18 protein-coding genes, 1 other RNA gene and 1 riboswitch are annotated in these 14,752 nt (G+C 66.6%); of the genes, 14 read left to right on the top strand and 5 right to left on the bottom strand.

Annotated elements, in window-relative coordinates; translation table 11 throughout:
* Positions 1 to 2: 2 nt before the first annotated feature.
* A riboswitch (Fluoride riboswitch) is annotated at positions 3 to 79 on the top strand.
* The 3 genes from crcB (GBRO_RS17245) (at position 63) to GBRO_RS17235 (ending at position 1,493) form a co-directional block, all read left to right on the top strand.
* Entirely contained in the window at positions 63 to 587 is a 525-nt protein-coding gene (gene crcB / locus GBRO_RS17245; RefSeq protein WP_052298295.1) for a fluoride efflux transporter CrcB, read from the top strand. It overlaps the preceding riboswitch by 17 nt.
* Positions 584 to 952: a fluoride efflux transporter CrcB gene (gene crcB, locus GBRO_RS17240; protein ID WP_012835173.1), complete on the top strand. Its 369-nt coding sequence runs from the start codon at positions 584 to 586 to the stop codon at positions 950 to 952. The genes crcB (GBRO_RS17245) and crcB (GBRO_RS17240) overlap by 4 nt, the downstream gene beginning before the upstream one ends.
* A gap of 10 nt (positions 953 to 962) precedes the next feature.
* Entirely contained in the window at positions 963 to 1,493 is a 531-nt protein-coding gene (locus GBRO_RS17235; RefSeq protein WP_012835172.1) for a universal stress protein, read from the top strand.
* Positions 1,494 to 1,810: 317 nt separating this feature from the next.
* Here the strand turns inward: GBRO_RS17235 and GBRO_RS17230 are convergent, their stop codons facing one another.
* Positions 1,811 to 3,034 (bottom strand): acyl-CoA dehydrogenase family protein, encoded by a 1,224-nt coding sequence (locus GBRO_RS17230; RefSeq protein WP_012835171.1) that lies wholly within the window; start codon positions 3,032 to 3,034, stop codon positions 1,811 to 1,813.
* 27 nt (positions 3,035 to 3,061) lie between these two features.
* A complete protein-coding gene (locus GBRO_RS17225) occupies positions 3,062 to 4,432 on the bottom strand; it encodes an acyl-CoA dehydrogenase family protein (protein ID WP_012835170.1) in 1,371 nt (456 codons plus the stop codon).
* 153 nt (positions 4,433 to 4,585) lie between these two features.
* On the opposite strand from GBRO_RS17225, the gene GBRO_RS17220 reads away from it, so the two are divergent.
* Positions 4,586 to 5,086, top strand: coding sequence for a DUF2752 domain-containing protein (locus tag GBRO_RS17220; protein ID WP_012835169.1), 501 nt, complete (start codon positions 4,586 to 4,588; stop codon positions 5,084 to 5,086).
* Positions 5,087 to 5,146: 60 nt separating this feature from the next.
* On the top strand, positions 5,147 to 5,806 hold the full coding sequence (locus GBRO_RS17215; protein ID WP_012835168.1) for an MBL fold metallo-hydrolase: 660 nt from the start codon (positions 5,147 to 5,149) through the stop codon (positions 5,804 to 5,806).
* Positions 5,807 to 5,825: 19 nt separating this feature from the next.
* Here GBRO_RS17215 and GBRO_RS17210 read toward each other — a convergent pair whose 3' ends face one another.
* Positions 5,826 to 6,224, bottom strand: coding sequence for a VOC family protein (locus GBRO_RS17210; RefSeq protein ID WP_012835167.1), 399 nt, complete (start codon positions 6,222 to 6,224; stop codon positions 5,826 to 5,828).
* Positions 6,225 to 6,358: 134 nt separating this feature from the next.
* Positions 6,359 to 7,159 (bottom strand): histidinol-phosphatase, encoded by an 801-nt coding sequence (gene hisN / locus GBRO_RS17205; protein ID WP_012835166.1) that lies wholly within the window; start codon positions 7,157 to 7,159, stop codon positions 6,359 to 6,361.
* A gap of 80 nt (positions 7,160 to 7,239) precedes the next feature.
* Between hisN and GBRO_RS17200 the strand changes: the two genes are divergently transcribed.
* The 9 genes from GBRO_RS17200 to ssrA all read left to right on the top strand — a co-directional run bounded on the left by GBRO_RS17200 (position 7,240) and on the right by ssrA (position 14,281).
* Complete coding sequence (locus GBRO_RS17200; RefSeq protein ID WP_012835165.1) at positions 7,240 to 7,620, top strand: hypothetical protein; 381 nt, start codon at positions 7,240 to 7,242, stop codon at positions 7,618 to 7,620.
* Between the two features lie 55 nt (positions 7,621 to 7,675).
* Positions 7,676 to 8,791: a peptide chain release factor 2 gene (gene prfB / locus GBRO_RS17195; RefSeq protein ID WP_012835164.1), complete on the top strand. Its 1,116-nt coding sequence runs from the start codon at positions 7,676 to 7,678 to the stop codon at positions 8,789 to 8,791.
* Entirely contained in the window at positions 8,778 to 9,740 is a 963-nt protein-coding gene (locus GBRO_RS17190; protein ID WP_012835163.1) for a mechanosensitive ion channel family protein, read from the top strand. The genes prfB and GBRO_RS17190 overlap by 14 nt, the downstream gene beginning before the upstream one ends.
* Entirely contained in the window at positions 9,740 to 10,345 is a 606-nt protein-coding gene (locus GBRO_RS26560) for a hypothetical protein (RefSeq protein WP_012835162.1), read from the top strand. Before GBRO_RS17190 ends, GBRO_RS26560 begins: the two co-directional genes overlap by 1 nt.
* A 67-nt stretch (positions 10,346 to 10,412) precedes the next feature.
* Complete coding sequence (ftsE, locus tag GBRO_RS17180) at positions 10,413 to 11,099, top strand: cell division ATP-binding protein FtsE (protein WP_041919960.1); 687 nt, start codon at positions 10,413 to 10,415, stop codon at positions 11,097 to 11,099.
* Positions 11,100 to 11,159: 60 nt separating this feature from the next.
* Positions 11,160 to 12,065 (top strand): permease-like cell division protein FtsX, encoded by a 906-nt coding sequence (gene ftsX, locus GBRO_RS17175; RefSeq protein ID WP_012835160.1) that lies wholly within the window; start codon positions 11,160 to 11,162, stop codon positions 12,063 to 12,065.
* A gap of 22 nt (positions 12,066 to 12,087) precedes the next feature.
* Positions 12,088 to 12,561, top strand: a complete 474-nt coding sequence (gene smpB / locus GBRO_RS17170) for an SsrA-binding protein SmpB (RefSeq protein WP_012835159.1) — start codon at positions 12,088 to 12,090, stop codon at positions 12,559 to 12,561.
* 15 nt (positions 12,562 to 12,576) lie between these two features.
* Positions 12,577 to 13,818, top strand: a complete 1,242-nt coding sequence (locus GBRO_RS17165; RefSeq protein WP_012835158.1) for a glycoside hydrolase family 27 protein — start codon at positions 12,577 to 12,579, stop codon at positions 13,816 to 13,818.
* Positions 13,819 to 13,906: 88 nt separating this feature from the next.
* Positions 13,907 to 14,281, top strand: a transfer-messenger RNA (tmRNA) gene (gene ssrA / locus GBRO_RS25410).
* 142 nt (positions 14,282 to 14,423) lie between these two features.
* On the opposite strand, the gene GBRO_RS27100 is transcribed toward ssrA, so the two are convergent.
* Positions 14,424 to 14,717, bottom strand: a complete 294-nt coding sequence (locus GBRO_RS27100) for a GNAT family N-acetyltransferase (RefSeq protein ID WP_052298294.1) — start codon at positions 14,715 to 14,717, stop codon at positions 14,424 to 14,426.
* Positions 14,718 to 14,752: the final 35 nt, after the last annotated feature.

Below are 14,752 nucleotides of genomic sequence, written 5' to 3'. Positions count from 1 at the left end.
GGTGATCGTCGGGTGATGGATCTCCGCCCGGAGGGTTTCCTCCGAACCGCCGATGTCGGCTGATGGCTCCTGTTCCGATTGACGGAGAGGATGTTGTCGTGGGCGTGGAAGGGAACGCAGATCCGGCGCGCGAACCGGTGGACCCGGATGCCGCCGCGCCGCTACCGCTACATTTGCAGTGGCGGGCCGTTGCGCTCGTGTTTCTCGGCGGGATCGTCGGCACCGGATTGCGGTACGCGCTCGAAGAACTTTTTCCGACCTACGGGACCGGTTGGCCGTGGGCGACTTTCGGGATCAACCTCAGTGGGTCGTTCATTCTCGGTGCGTTGCTCGAGGTGCTCGTCCTCGCCGGGCCTGACGACGGATGGCGGCGCAACGTCCGGGTGCTCGTGGGGACCGGGTTCTGTGGTTCTTACACCACCTACAGCACCTTCGCGCTCGAAACCACTCAGCTTGGCCATCACGGCGCGGTCGGGCTCGGGATCGCCTACGTGGTATCCAACGTGGTGCTGGGCGTGATCTGCGCCTGGGCGGGAATCGTCGTGGCAGGCCGGCTGTATCGCGCGCAGCGCGGGGTGGTGTCATGACGGTGGTCGCCATCCTGCTGGCCGGGGCCCTGGGCTCCGTGGCGCGGTTCGTGGTGGACGGTGCGATCAAGCATCGGCGTGCGACGACCTTCCCGTGGGCCACCCTCGTCATCAACGTGACCGGGTCGCTGCTGCTGGGTTTCCTCGCTGGTCTGGTGATCTACCATTCGGCGCCATCGGAGTGGCAGGCCATCCTGGGGACCGGATTCTGCGGCGGTTACACCACTTTCAGTACGGCCTCCGTCGAGACGATGCGGCTCGCCAAACGCCGTGAGGGTCTGGCCGCGGTGGCCAACGCCGTGGGATCGGTGATCGCGTCGGTGGTGGCGTGCGCGGCCGGACTCGCGCTGGCCTGGATCATCTGAGGAGATGGACATGGGACGTCACACCGGACTTCACACCGACTTCGGACAGTACGACGACTCTGGGCCGTTGCGGCGGCACCGGCGCGGACCCGAACCGACCACACGAGCCGAGGCCGCACTCGTCGTCGGCTGGAACCGACACCCCGACAGCGTCGCCGCGGTCCGGTTCGCGGTGATGCTCGCGCACCGGCTCGTTGCGCACATTCACGTCGTCCACATCGTCGACCTCGACGACGAACCGCTCGACCCCGACGCCCCCGACTGGAACGAGCAGTTCGCGGCGACGGTCGACGAAAACGCCCTGGCCGCACGGCATCTGCTCGACGAGGTGCCCGCATCATGGACGTATCACAGTGGCCACGGCTCGGCTGCCGATCTCATCACCGCTGTTGCCGAACGGTATTCGGCGCTGATGGTGGTGATCGGGAGTCCGCGTGGGGGAGTGATGTCCCACGTGGATTCGTTGCTCGGGCAGTCGGTTGCGCGTCGCGTGATCGGGCAGCGGAGGATTCCGGTGTTGTTGGTGCCGGCTGGGGAGTGATCGGTTGGTGGTTGCGGATACTGTTGTGTCGCTTGTGGTTTCGACACGCCTCTCGCCTAGCGGCTCGTGGCGGCTCAACCAGCAGATGGGGCGCCTCGTGGCGGCTCAACCAGCAGATGGGGCGCCTCGTGGCGGCTCAACCAGCAGATGGGGCGGCTCGTGGCGGCTCAACCAGCAGATGGGGCGGCTCGTGGCGGCTCAACCAGCAGGAGGGGTGGCTCGACCAGCAGAGGAAGTAAACGACAGAAGTGGCATGCCGGTCCCTCTTTCCGGCATGCCACTTCTGGTCGGTGAACCCTGATCAGTTCAGGTGGGGCTCACTTCAATTCGGCGCTGCTCTTGTTCAGCACGCGACGTGCGATGATCAGCTGCTGGATCTGCTGGGTGCCTTCGAAGATGTCGAGGATCTTCGAGTCGCGGGCCCACTTCTCCACCAGCAGACGCTCCGAATAGCCCAGCGTGCCGGTCAATTCGACGGTCTTGTTGGTGACGTCGGTGCCGGTGCGGCCGGCCTTGGCCTTGGCCATCGACGCCTCGAGAGAGTTGGGCTGCTTGTTGTCGGCCATCCAGCACGCCCGCATGGTCAGCAGGTAGGCCGCCTCGAAGTCGGACTCCATGCGGATGAATTCCGCTGCGGCAGCGTGCTGATCGGCGGCCGGCCGGTCGTAGTCGATCTCGATACCGGCTTCCTCGAGAATGCGGCGCAACTCCTCGAGCGCGGCGCGGGCGACGCCTACGGCCATCCCCGCGACCAGCGGCCGGGTGTTGTCGAAGGTCTGCATGACACCGCCGAAGCCCTTCTTGGTGTCCACCTCCGGTGACCCGAGAAGATTCTCTTTGGGGATGCGGCAGTTCTCGAAGCGGATGACCGCGGTGTCCGAAACCCGGATGCCCAGTTTGTGTTCGAGGCGTACGACCTCGACACCGGGGTGTTCACGCGGCACCACGAAGCTCTTGATGGCGGCGCGGCCGAGGTTCTTGTCGACGGTCGCCCAGACCACGATGTGGGTGGCGCGCGACCCGGCAGTGACGAAGATCTTCTCGCCGTTGATGACGTACTCGTCGCCGTCGAGGGTGGCGGTGGTGGTGACCGCGGCCGAATCGGAGCCGAAGCTCGGTTCGGTGATCGCCATCGCGGCCCACACCTTGCCGAAGCGTTCGAGTTGCTCGTCGGTGGCCACCGCGGCGATCGCCGAGTTGCCCAGTCCCTGATACGGAATGCTCAGCATCAGGCCGACGTCGCCCCAGGAGGTCTCCATGACGTTGACGACGGACTGCATGTTGCCGCCGTTGACGATCGCGCCCTCGGGCTTGGGTTTGGCTGTCTTCTCCCGGCTGCGTCCCGCATCGGCACCGGCTCCGGCCTGGCCGGTTTCCGACAGACCGTCGTACAGGCTTGCCAGCGTGTCGAGTTCGACGGGGTAGGCGTGTTCGCGCAGGTCGTACTTGCGGGAGATGGGCCGGAAGATCTCGGCCGCGGCCTGATGCGCCTGATCGATGGTGACGCCCAGCTTTTTGGGCAGTTCGAGATTGATGCTCATGTCAGTTGCTCCTGAAGATCGCTCGCGTCAGAGGACGACGATGCCCTCGCCGATACCGGCACCGCGCAGATCGCGGTACCAGCGCTCGACCGGATGCTCCTTGGTGAAGCCGTGGCCGCCGAGGAGCTGGACGCCGTCGAGGCCGATCTGCAGGCCCTTGTCGATGGTGAGTTTACGGGCGAGTGCGGCCTCCCGGGCAAACGAGAGACCCTGCTCGGCACGGGCGGCGCCACGCAGTGTGACCAGACGGATCGAGTCGACCTCGGTGGCGATGGTGGCGACCATGAAGGCCACCGCCTGCCGGTTGGAGATCGGTTCGCCGAAGGCCTCGCGCTCGTTGACGTAGGGGATCACGTAGTCGAGGACGGCCTTGGCGGTACCGGCGGCCAGCGCCGACCAGCCCAGCCGAGACAGCCGCACGACGTCACGGTAGGCCGCGAACGACGCGTCGCCCGGTTCCTCACCGAGAAGCGCGGATTCGGGCACGGCGACGTCGCGCAGCAGCAGCCGGCCCATGCCGGCGGCGCGCACACCCATGCCGGGATCGGCCTCGACGATCAGCCCCTTGGAGTCTGATTCGACGATGAACAGCGCCGGCTTACCGTCGAGCTGTGCGCCGACGATGAACAGTTCGGACGAACCTGCCGACGGCACAAAGGATTTCACGCCGTTGAGGCGGTAGCCGCTGGGTACGCGGGTGGCCTTGGTGTCCAGGTTGAAGGCGTCGAAGAGTGGCTTGGGCTCAGCGATCACCACGGCCGACTGCGGGACGCTCTCACCGGCGAAGTCGGGCAGATAGGTGCGCTGCTGCGCGTCGCTGCCGAAATTGGTCAGCGTGGTCGCCACGCCGCTCGGGGCGAGCAGTGGCAGCGCCAGGCCCATGTCGCCGTAGGCCATGGCCTCGGCGACGAGCGCGTTGGTCACCACGCCACGCTCGGTGGCCGCGCCGTCGAGTTCCTCGGGCACATTGATCATGGTGATGCCGAGTTCGGCGGAGCGCTTGAGGATGTCCTCGGGGGCGGTGGCGGCGGCATCGGCGTCGTAGGCGGCCGGACGCAGGATCTCGGTGGCGAACTCGCGTACCGTCTCCGCGATCATCTGTTGCTCGTCGTCGGGGGTGAGGTTGAAGTAGTCCTTGGGCGTGCTGGTGAGGCGCTTGGCCTTGCCCGATCCGCCCTGGGCTGCCTTGAACGCACGGTTGGCGGCGCCCAGCGTCTGGAAGCCGGTCTTGGTGGCCTGGTAGGCGATGCGGTTGATGGGTTCGCGGATCTGATATTTCTCGGCGAACTCGGAACCGGTCACGGTGGTCAGCACCCGCATGGCGGTGCCGATGAAGTTACGGGGATGCTTGGTCTTTCCGACGGCGGAGGTGTCGCGCGGTTCGGTGTGCGTTGTCATGTTCACCAGCTGTTCTCGGGGTACCCCGGTCGGGCGTGGACGGGAATCAACACCGATCTTACTCGGCAGTAAGTCCGAACCTTACTCCACAGTAAGAAGCTTGTCACGCACTTGACCGATGAATACGCGAGTCGAGGTCGCTACCCTGGTCGAGTGACTTCCGATGCGCCCGCCGAACTGGGGTTTCCCGACGGTACTCCCGTTCCCGGTGCGGGCCGTCGCACCCCGCCGAGCCTGGGCCTCGCCGGCGCGGCTGTGGTCGCCGGGGTGGGCACCACCGCGATCGCGATCGCCTGCATCTGGTCACCCGCCGGGGCGTCGTCGGGTCCCGAGGTCTGCCCGTTCCGCCTCGCCACCGGTCTGCCGTGCCCGGGCTGCGGACTCACCCGCAGCTGGGTGTCACTGATGCACGGCGACGTGTCGGCTGCCTTCTCGTTCAACGCCTTCGGTCCGCTCGCGTTGGCGGCGACTACCGTCGCCGTCGTCATCGCGGTGTGGTCGCTGGTGACCCGCAGTAGTGCGCCGATCGACCGTGCCCGCGTGCTGTTACGGGCCCGGCCGGTGATCGCCGTCGCCGCCGTGTGGATCGCGTATGGCATCTTCCGTGCCGTCGACGCCGCGGTCGGTTGGGGAATCTTCCCGACCATCACGTGAGGACGACGCTGCGGCCGCGGGTGGTCGACGTGGACGCACTTCGGGGCGCACAGTGGTGACATGAAGATCACTCACTTCGGCCATTCCTGCCTGCTCGTGGAGATCGACGGAACGCGGGTGCTCTTCGATCCGGGCACCTTCTCCCACGGTTTCGAGGGCATCGAGGGCCTCGACGCCATTCTGATCACCCATCAGCATCCCGATCACTGCGACGTCGCGCGCCTGCCCGACCTCGTCGCCGCCAACCCGAAGGCGCTGCGGGTCGCCGATCCGCAGACGACCGCCCAGCTCAACGGTGACGACGTGGCCGGCGAGTGGACAGCCGCGCACAGCGGCACCACTGTGGCGATCGGGAACGTGACCGCCCGCGTCACCGGCGGCCGGCACGCGGTCATCCATCCGGAACTGCCGGTCATCGACAACGTCGCCTACATCCTGGGCACCGACGACGAACCCGGGAAACTGATGCACCCCGGCGACTCGTTCTACATCCCGTTCGAGAAGATCGACGTCCTCGCCCTGCCGGCCGCGGCGCCCTGGATGAAGCTGTCGGAGTCGGTCGACTATCTGCGCGGCGTCGGCCCGCGGGTCGCGGTGCCGATTCACCAGGCGGTGCTCTCCGACGCCGGAGCGGGGGTGCACAATTCGCGCCTGGACGAGATGCGCAACCCGGACACCGAATTCCGGGTCCTGCCGAAGGAATCCGCCGCGGAAATCTGACCGACGATCTGACCGGCGATCAGGCCGGCGGCGAGAAGAACTCCAACGCGATGTTGTCGGGATCGCGGAAGGAGATCCCCGAGCCGTAATGTGCGTGTTTGATACCCGAGTGGGCCACCCCGAGCGCATCCAGTCGAGCGACCCACCCGTCGAGATCGGCTGGGGCGCAAGCAAAGGCGATGTGATCCAAGCCGATCGACCGCTCGTCGAAGGACTGCGCGGGCGCTGGGTCGGTGTGCGTGTGCAGACCGAAGAGCATCCCGTTGTCGAGGGCGAACACGGTGTGGTGGAAGGTCCCCGACTCCTCGTCCTCGTCGAGCACCGGGTCGGCGTCGAAGAGGGCCGCATACCATCGGGTGCTCGCGGGCAGGTCGGACACGGTGATCGCCACGTGGCCGAGGCCGGGAAATGCGGACATCGGCGTCTCCTTTCGTCGAACTGACGTTGTTCTGACGAATCGACGGTAGGACGACGGGGCGCCCGATTGTTGCGGAATCGGCCCGGCCCAGCCGAATGGACAGGTATCACAGGCCCTGCCCCGGCGATCTCGGCTCAGGATGTCTCGAGTGCGGCGAGCACCTCGTCGTGCAGCAGGCCGTTGGTGGCCACCGCGCTGCCGCCGGCGGGCCCGGGGGTCCCGTCGAGCGCGGTGAACCGGCCGCCCGCCTCGCGCACCAGGATGTCGAGCGGCGCCAGATCCCACAGCGACACCTCGGGTTCGGCCGCGATGTCCACCGCGCCTTCGGCGACGAGGCAATAGTTGTAGAAGTCGCCGTAGCCGCGCACCCGCCACACGTCATCGGTGAGTGCGACGAACCGGTCGCGGATACCGCGGTCGGCCCAGCCGGACAGGCTGGAGAACGCCAGGCTCGCCGACCCGAGGTCGCCGACGGCCGACACCTGGATCTGCCGCGGATCGTCGTCGTCGAAGACGGCGTGGGCGCCGAGACCGGTTGCGGCCCACCACCGTCGGCGCAGGGCCGGTGCCGACACCACGCCGAGGGCGGGCACGCCGTCGACGAGCAGCGCGATCAGCGTGGCCCACACCGGCACGCCGCGGACGAAGTTCTTGGTGCCGTCGATGGGGTCGATCACCCACTGCCTGCCGGTCAGGACCTGATCACCGCCGAATTCCTCTCCGAGGACCGCGTCGTCGGGGCGCTGGGCCGAGATACGTTGACGCAGAAGGGTTTCACAGGCCAAGTCGGCGTCGGACACGGGAGTCAGATCGGGTTTGGAATCCACCTGCAGATCCAGCGCGCCGAATCGGGCGAGGGTCAGCTCGTCGGCCGATGCGGCCAGGGACAGGGCGAGTTGGAGGTCGGCGTCGAGATCTGCGGAATCCGTGGACACCGGGGTAGCGTATCGCCCCCGCGGACGGGGCCGGCCGCGCGACGTCGCGAATGTCGCATCCGTCTCGGTAGGGTGGCGCCATGTGGCTCACGGTGACCTTCACTGTTCTGTTGGCGGCGCTCGTGGTGGCGTTGGTCGTGCAATGGCAGCGTGGGCGTAACCCCCGACCACTGACACCCGGCCAGGCGGCCAACTTCGTGCAGGGCACGTTCACCATCACCGGCGTCAGCGAGCGACCCGACGAAGGGGACAAGAGCGGGGAGCGATTCTGTACGCTGTCGGGCACCATCGTCGGGCCCGAGACCACGCCGACCGAGGTGTACGGGACGCTCGTGCTCGGTGAGAACAGTCCGTGGCCACAGATCGGTGACGACCTCGACGTCCTCTACAAACCGCACAAGGCGGCGACCTCGTGGCGGTTCGGCTCGCTCGGATCGGCGGCCGACGGTCCGGGCTTCTGACGTAACGGGACTCGAGCATCCCTGATCGCACGGTCGGTCGGTAGTCTGGATAACCGTGCATCCCGACGTGACCGCAGATCTCGAATCCCTCGACGCCACCTTGACGACGGTCGAGAAAGTCCTCGACCTCGAGGAGTTGCGTCGTCGGATCGATGAGCTCGAGATGCAGGCCTCCGACCCCGATCTGTGGAACGACCAGGAACACGCGCAGAAGGTGACCAGCGAGCTGTCGCACGCGCAGTCGGAGTTCCGTAAGGTCTCCGAGCTGCGCCAGCGCCTCGACGACCTCCCCGTCCTCTACGAACTCGCCGAAGCCGAGGAGGGTGACGACCGGGTCAGTGCACTCGCCGACGCCGACGCCGACCGTGCCGCCCTGCGCGCCGACATCGAGGCGATGGAGGTCAAGACCATGCTGGCCGGCGAGTACGACCAGCGTGACGCCCTGGTGAACATCCGCTCCGGCGCCGGTGGGGTGGACGCCGCAGACTGGGCGCTGATGCTCATGCGCATGTACATCCGATGGGCCGAACAGCACGGCTACGGCGTCGAGGTCTACGACACGTCCTACGCCGAAGAAGCCGGACTCAAGAGCGCCACCTTCGCGGTGAAGGCGCCGTACATGTACGGCACCCTGTCGGTGGAGCAGGGCACTCACCGGCTGGTGCGGATCAGTCCGTTCGACAACCAAAGCCGACGGCAGACGTCGTTCGCCGAGGTCGAGGTGCTGCCCGTGGTGCAGACCACCGACCACATCGACATCGACGAGAACGACGTGAAGGTCGACGTCTACCGCTCGTCGGGCCCGGGTGGGCAGTCGGTCAACACCACCGACTCCGCCGTGCGCCTCACCCACCTCCCGACCGGAATCGTGGTCACCTGCCAGAACGAGAAGAGCCAGCTGCAGAACAAGGCGTCGGCGATGCGCGTGCTGCAGGCCAAACTCCTCGAGCGGAAACGCCAGGAGGAACGTGCCGAGCTCGACGCCCTCAAGGGCGACGGCGGTTCCAGCTGGGGCAACCAGATGCGGTCCTACGTCCTGCATCCATATCAGATGGTGAAGGACCTGCGGACCGGCGTGGAGGACAACAACCCGTCGGCGGTGCTCGACGGCGAGCTCGACAAGTTCATCGAAGCCGGAATCCGGTGGCGGATGGCGGATGCTGACGCCTGACACGTGGCTGCTCGGCGCCGAGCAGCAGAACCCGACCGAACTGCTCATCGACCGGCTCTACCTGAGTCTGGCCACCAAGGGCCTCGAGGTCCTCGTGTGGATTCTCGGTGCCATCCTGGTCATCCGGTTCATCCGGTGGTCGGCCGACAAGTACGCCTCGCGCGTCGATTCGCGGTTCACCAACAGCGACCTCATCGTGCAGACCGAGGACGCCAAGCATCGTCGCGCGCTCGTCGACGTGGTCGCCTGGACCCTGATCGTCATCGTCGGGATCATCGTCATCCTGCATGCGCTGTCGGTGTACGGGTTCAAACTCGGAGCCCTCACCGGCCCGACCGCCGTCATCGGTGCGGCACTCGGTTTCGGCGCGCAACGCATCGTGCAGGACATCCTCGCCGGCTTCTTCGTGGTCGCCGAGAGGCAGTACGGCTACGGCGACGTGGTGAGTCTGACCGTCACCGGTGGCAAGGACGCCGACGGCACCGTCGAAGACGTCACGTTGCGGGTCACCAAGCTGCGCACCAGCGAGGGCGAGGTGATCACCGTGCCCAACGGGCAGATCATCAAGGCGACCAACCTGTCCAAGGATTGGGCGCGCGCGGTGGTCGATGTGCCGGTGCCCGCCGAGGCCGAGATCGGTCTGGTCAACGACACCCTCGACCGGGTGGGCCGCGAATTCTACGAACAGAAGCGCTGGCACGATCTGCTGCTCGACGCACCGTCGTCGCTGGGGGTGATCGACCTCGAACTCGACTCGATCACCGTCCGGATGGTGACGCGCACGCTGCCCGGCAAGCAGTTCGAGGTGGGCCGCGCGCTGCGTGCCAACGTCGTGCGCGCGCTGGCGCGGGAGGGCATCACGGTGGCGCCGGGTCGTGACGTCACCGCGGCCGGTGGGCCGCCCGCGACCATGGCCGACCAGGGCTCGACGAACAGCGGGAATGACTGATGACCGATCCCAAGCACCGCGCGTCCGACGACCGGCCGTCGGTTGACGAGACGGGGGCCAACGAGACGGGGGCCAACGAGACGGGGGCCAACGAGACGGGGGCCAACGAGACGGGGGGAGAGCGCACCACCGCCACGGGCCCGATTGCGACCGGACCGCTGCTCACCGGCCGGGGGTCAGGCAAACCGGAATCCCGCTGGCGCCGATTCGGCTGGGGAAAGCGCTACATCTACAAGACCCGGATTCGTACCAGTACCGCCATTGTCGCGCTGCTGTTCATCGGCTCGATGATCCTCTACGGCTACACCTCGCAGCGCTACGGCGTGGTCGACCCGCAGGACGCACCCGTGCGTCCCACGCCGACGCGCACCGCACCGACCTACGTCGAACCGAGTACGACGACCACTTCGCCGAGTACGTCGTCGAGCCGGCCGTCGACCGGACCGTCGGGGGAGTCCGGCGAGTCGGGTGCACCCGGTCAGAACGGCACCACCGGACGCGGGCAGTCGGCTCCGACGACCACCACCACGCCGGGTTTTCCGCAGTTCACCATCCCGATTCCCGGGTTGAACGGCACCACCGAAACCACGACACCGACCCGGTGAACCCGGGCGGAAACGCCGAGGTGCACCTGAGCGGAGCTCTCAGGCGCCGTGGTTACACTGGCTTCTCGTGATCACGCTGGAGAACGTCACGATGCAGTACAAGGCCTCCAGTCGGCCTGCGCTGAAAGACCTGAGCCTCCAGGTCGACAAGGGGGAGTTCGCCTTCCTGATCGGGCCATCCGGATCGGGTAAGTCGACGTTCTTCCGTCTGCTGCTCAAGGAGGACAAGCCCACCGCCGGCGAGGTCCACCTGGGCGAATTCCACGTCAACCGGTTGCGCGGCCGCATGGTGCCCAAGTTGCGCCAGTCGATCGGCTGCGTGTTCCAGGACTTCCGGCTGCTGCAGCAGAAGACCGTCGCCGACAACGTCGCCTTCGCGCTCGAGGTGATCGGCCGGCCGCAGTCGACGGTCAAGCGGGTGGTTCCCGAGGTCCTCGAATACGTCGGCCTCGAAGGCAAACACGACCGGATGCCCTACGAGCTGTCCGGCGGTGAGATGCAGCGGGTGGCGATCGCCCGCGCCATCGTCAACCGTCCGCTCGTGCTGTTGGCCGACGAGCCCACCGGCAACCTCGACCCGGAGACCAGCGAGGAGATCGTCGACGTCCTCGACCGGGTGAACCGTCGCGGGACGACGGTGGTGATGGCCACTCACGACCGGCACATCGTCGACGCGATGCGCCGGCGCGTCCTGGAATTCGACAACGGTCGGCTGGTCCGCAACGACCCCCAGGGTGTGTACGGGATCGGCTGATCCGGCCCCCGTCACCGCAGTCCCGACCGCATCCACGATCAGAAGGACTCCCCACCGAGCATGCGAGCCAATTTCATCATCAGCGAGGTCCTCAACGGGTTGCGTCGCAACCTCACGATGACGATCGCGATGATCCTGACGACCGCGATCACCCTCGGCATGTTCGGCGGTGGTCTGCTGGTGATCCAGATGGCCGACAAGAGCCAGAAGATCTTCCTGGACCGCGTCGAGATGGAGTTCTACATCAACGACGCCGTGACGGACCGGGATCCGCTGTGCCAGCAGGCGCCGTGCGCCACGCTGCGCAGCGAGCTGGAGAAGGACCCGGGCGTGACGTCGGTGACCTACATCGACCGCGACGAGGCGTACAAACGTGCCAAGGAGATATTCAAGAACACCGACTTCTCCGACAGCATCCGCGAGGGATCGTTGCCCGCGTCGATGCGGGTGCGGGTATCGGACCCGAGTCAATTCAACTCGGTGGCCAGCGAGTTCCAGGGTCGCGTCGACCTCGGCGTGGAATCCTTCCGCGACGACCGCAAGCTGGTCGAACGCATCTTCAGCGTGCTCGACGGTGCCCGCAACGCGACCTTCGCCGTGGCGCTGGTGCTGGCGATCGCGGCGATACTGCTCATCGTGAACACCGTGCAGGTGGCCGCCTTCACGAGACGCACGGAGGTGTCGATCATGCGGTTGGTCGGCGCCACCCGCTGGTACACGCAGCTACCGTTCCTGCTCGAGGCGGTGGTGGCAGCGTTCATCGGTTCGCTGCTCGCCATCGGCGGGCTGTTCGCGGCCAAGAAATTCTTCTTCGACAATGCGCTGCGGGAACTGTACGGTGTGAGCTTCTTGTCCCGCATCGAGAACACCGACGTGCTGTTCGTGTCGCCGTGGCTGGTGCTGGGCGGAATCCTGTTGGCAGGCGTGACCGCATATGTCACGCTGCGTGTCTACGTCCGCGAGTAACCAGACCAGAGAGGAGCGCGACGTGCCGAAAGAAAAGGGACGCACCGCGATTGCGACCAATCGCAAGGCGCGGCACGATTACGCGATCCTGGACACCTTCGAGGCGGGTATCGCGCTGGTCGGGACCGAGGTGAAGAGCCTGCGGGCCGGAAAGGCGTCGTTGGTGGATGCCTTCGCGACCATCGACGACGGCGAGGTGTGGCTGCATGCGCTGCACATCCCGGAGTACGGCAACGGGTCGTGGACCAACCACACAGTGCGGCGCAAGCGGAAGCTGCTGATGCATCGTCGCGAGATCGACACCCTCATCGGCAAGATCCGCGACGGGAATCTGACGCTGGTGCCGCTGTCGATGTACTTCAACGACGGTCGCGTCAAGGTGGAGTTGGCGCTCGCCCGCGGTAAGCAGGCCCACGACAAACGCCAGGACATCGCCCGCCGGACGGCGCAACGCGAGGTGGAACGCGAACTCGGTCGTCGGGTCAAGGGGATGTGACTCCTGCTTCGGCGGTTGTGGTCCCGGCTGGTCGCGGTCGCCCTGTTCGTGGTGGTCGCGGTCGTGGTGGTCGCGGGCTGCGGTGAACCCACGTCGCGTCTCGGCGGTGACGCACCGGCGATCGGCGGGCTGCCCGATGTTGCGCCGATGGGATGGAACAGCTGGAACACCTTCGGTTGTGGCGTCACCGAAGCCGACGTGCACGCCCAGGCCGACGCCCTCGTCTCCAGCGGTCTGCGTGACGCCGGATACCGCTATGTGGTGATCGACGACTGCTGGTCGGCGACGACCCGTGACGGGCAGGGGCGCCTGGTCGCCGACCCGGTCACGTTCCCGTCGGGAATGGCTGCGATGGGACGCTACCTGCATCAACGTGGCCTGAAGTTCGGGATCTACGCCGGTGCCGCCACTCAGACGTGTGCGCAGTTGCTGGGCAACCGGGCCGGGAGCACCGGCAGCGAGGGCCACGAACAGATCGACGCGCGCACCTTCGCCGAATGGGGTGTCGACTATCTGAAGTACGACTGGTGCGCCACCGATGCCGACCACGATCGGCAGCTGACGGCATTCACAGCGATGCGCGACGCACTGCGGTCGGTCGGCCGGCCGATCGTCTACAACATCAACCCCAACAGCGGGATCACCGACGGTGCGGTGCCCGGCGCGATGTACGACTGGGGCGGCGTGGCGACGATGACGCGGCTGTCGAACAATGTCATCGCGTCCTGGCAGACCGGCGCCGGTCCGGCCGGTCAGCGGGGCGTCGTCGACGAGATCGATGCCGCGGCACCGCTTACCGACCGGGTGCAACCCGGTGCGTTCCTCGACCCTGATGCGCTCGTCGTAGGTCTGGGGAACCTGACGCCGGCGATGGGACGAACCCAGATGGCGATGTGGGCGATGCTGGCCGCGCCGCTCATCGCGTCATGCGACCTGACGACCATGAGCCCGGACACGCTGCGCACCCTGCGGTCGGCGGCGGTGATCGCTCTCGACCAGGATGCCGACGTTCGTGCCGGGCGACCGGTGGACGACAACCCGGAAATCTGGCAGCGCGGCCTGCGGCACGGCGTCGCGGTCAGCCTGACCAACCGCGACAGTCATCCGCGCACCATGGCGGTCCGCCTCTCTGACCTGGATCTGCCGGAGTCGACGACGTTCACCGACGCGTGGTCGGGGCGGGCGGTTTCGACCACCGACGGGTGGGTCTCGGTCTTGGTCGCTGCCCATGACACGGCGCTGCTGACGGCTGGGTGAACACCGGAACAAATCCGGTTGCACCCGTTGTTAGACTGAAGTGCTCGCCGAAGTTCGACACCCATCGGGTTTTGGCGGGTACTACCAAGGGGCTGATCGGTTTCGACTGTGTGCGCCGAGGTAGGGGAAGCGTGTCGGTGCAGGCTGGAGACCACCGTTAAGCGTCGCGGCAACCAATTAAGCGCCGATTCCAATCAGCGCGACTACGCCCTCGCTGCCTGATCAGCGACGGCTAGTCTGTCGGCCCGGGTTGTGTTCCCGAACCCGGATGCCGGCATCATCTCAGGGAACTCACCGTGTTCGCCGGTCGCGGACGGACACGGGACAGCAAACAGCGACTGGGATCGTCATCTCGGCTTGTTCGCGTGACCGGGAGATCCAAGTAGAGACATAGCGGACTGCACACGGAGAAGCCCTACTGACTCGACACAGGACCCGGGTTCAATTCCCGGCAGCTCCACGACAGGCCCGCCCCCTGATCTACTCAGGCGGCGGGCCTTTCTGGTCTCGCGTGCCGGTCTCTCCGGACGAATGCGAATTTGGGGGTCTTGAGATGAAGGGCCATCGCTCTCAGCGCGATGCCCCACCCCAGGGCACCCCCAAAATCACACCTCGTCCAGGGGCCGGTTCTTCGTGAGGAACACCAGACCGCGTTCTCTGCGAGTCACCGCGTAGCCCGCGCGTTCATAGGTGCGGATATTGCGCGTCGACCGTGCACCGGTGAACATCGCGAATGAGGAGGCACTCGGCGCCGCCGCATCCTCGATAGCCCGGAGCATGGCGGTGCCGATGCCACGACCGGCGAGATCGGGGACCACCATCAGTCGGCCGATGTCGCATCGCGTGCCGTCCACGCGGTAGCGAAAGGCGCCCACCAGACGCGGTCCGAGGCGAACCACGTATGTCTCCCACTCGTGCGACCACCTGCGCCGCG

This window comes from Gordonia bronchialis DSM 43247 (genome assembly GCF_000024785.1).
GTDB lineage: Bacteria > Actinomycetota > Actinomycetes > Mycobacteriales > Mycobacteriaceae > Gordonia > Gordonia bronchialis.
The sequence above is the reverse complement of the archived record's forward strand: the minus strand, read 5'-3'. Positions and strand labels throughout refer to the sequence as shown.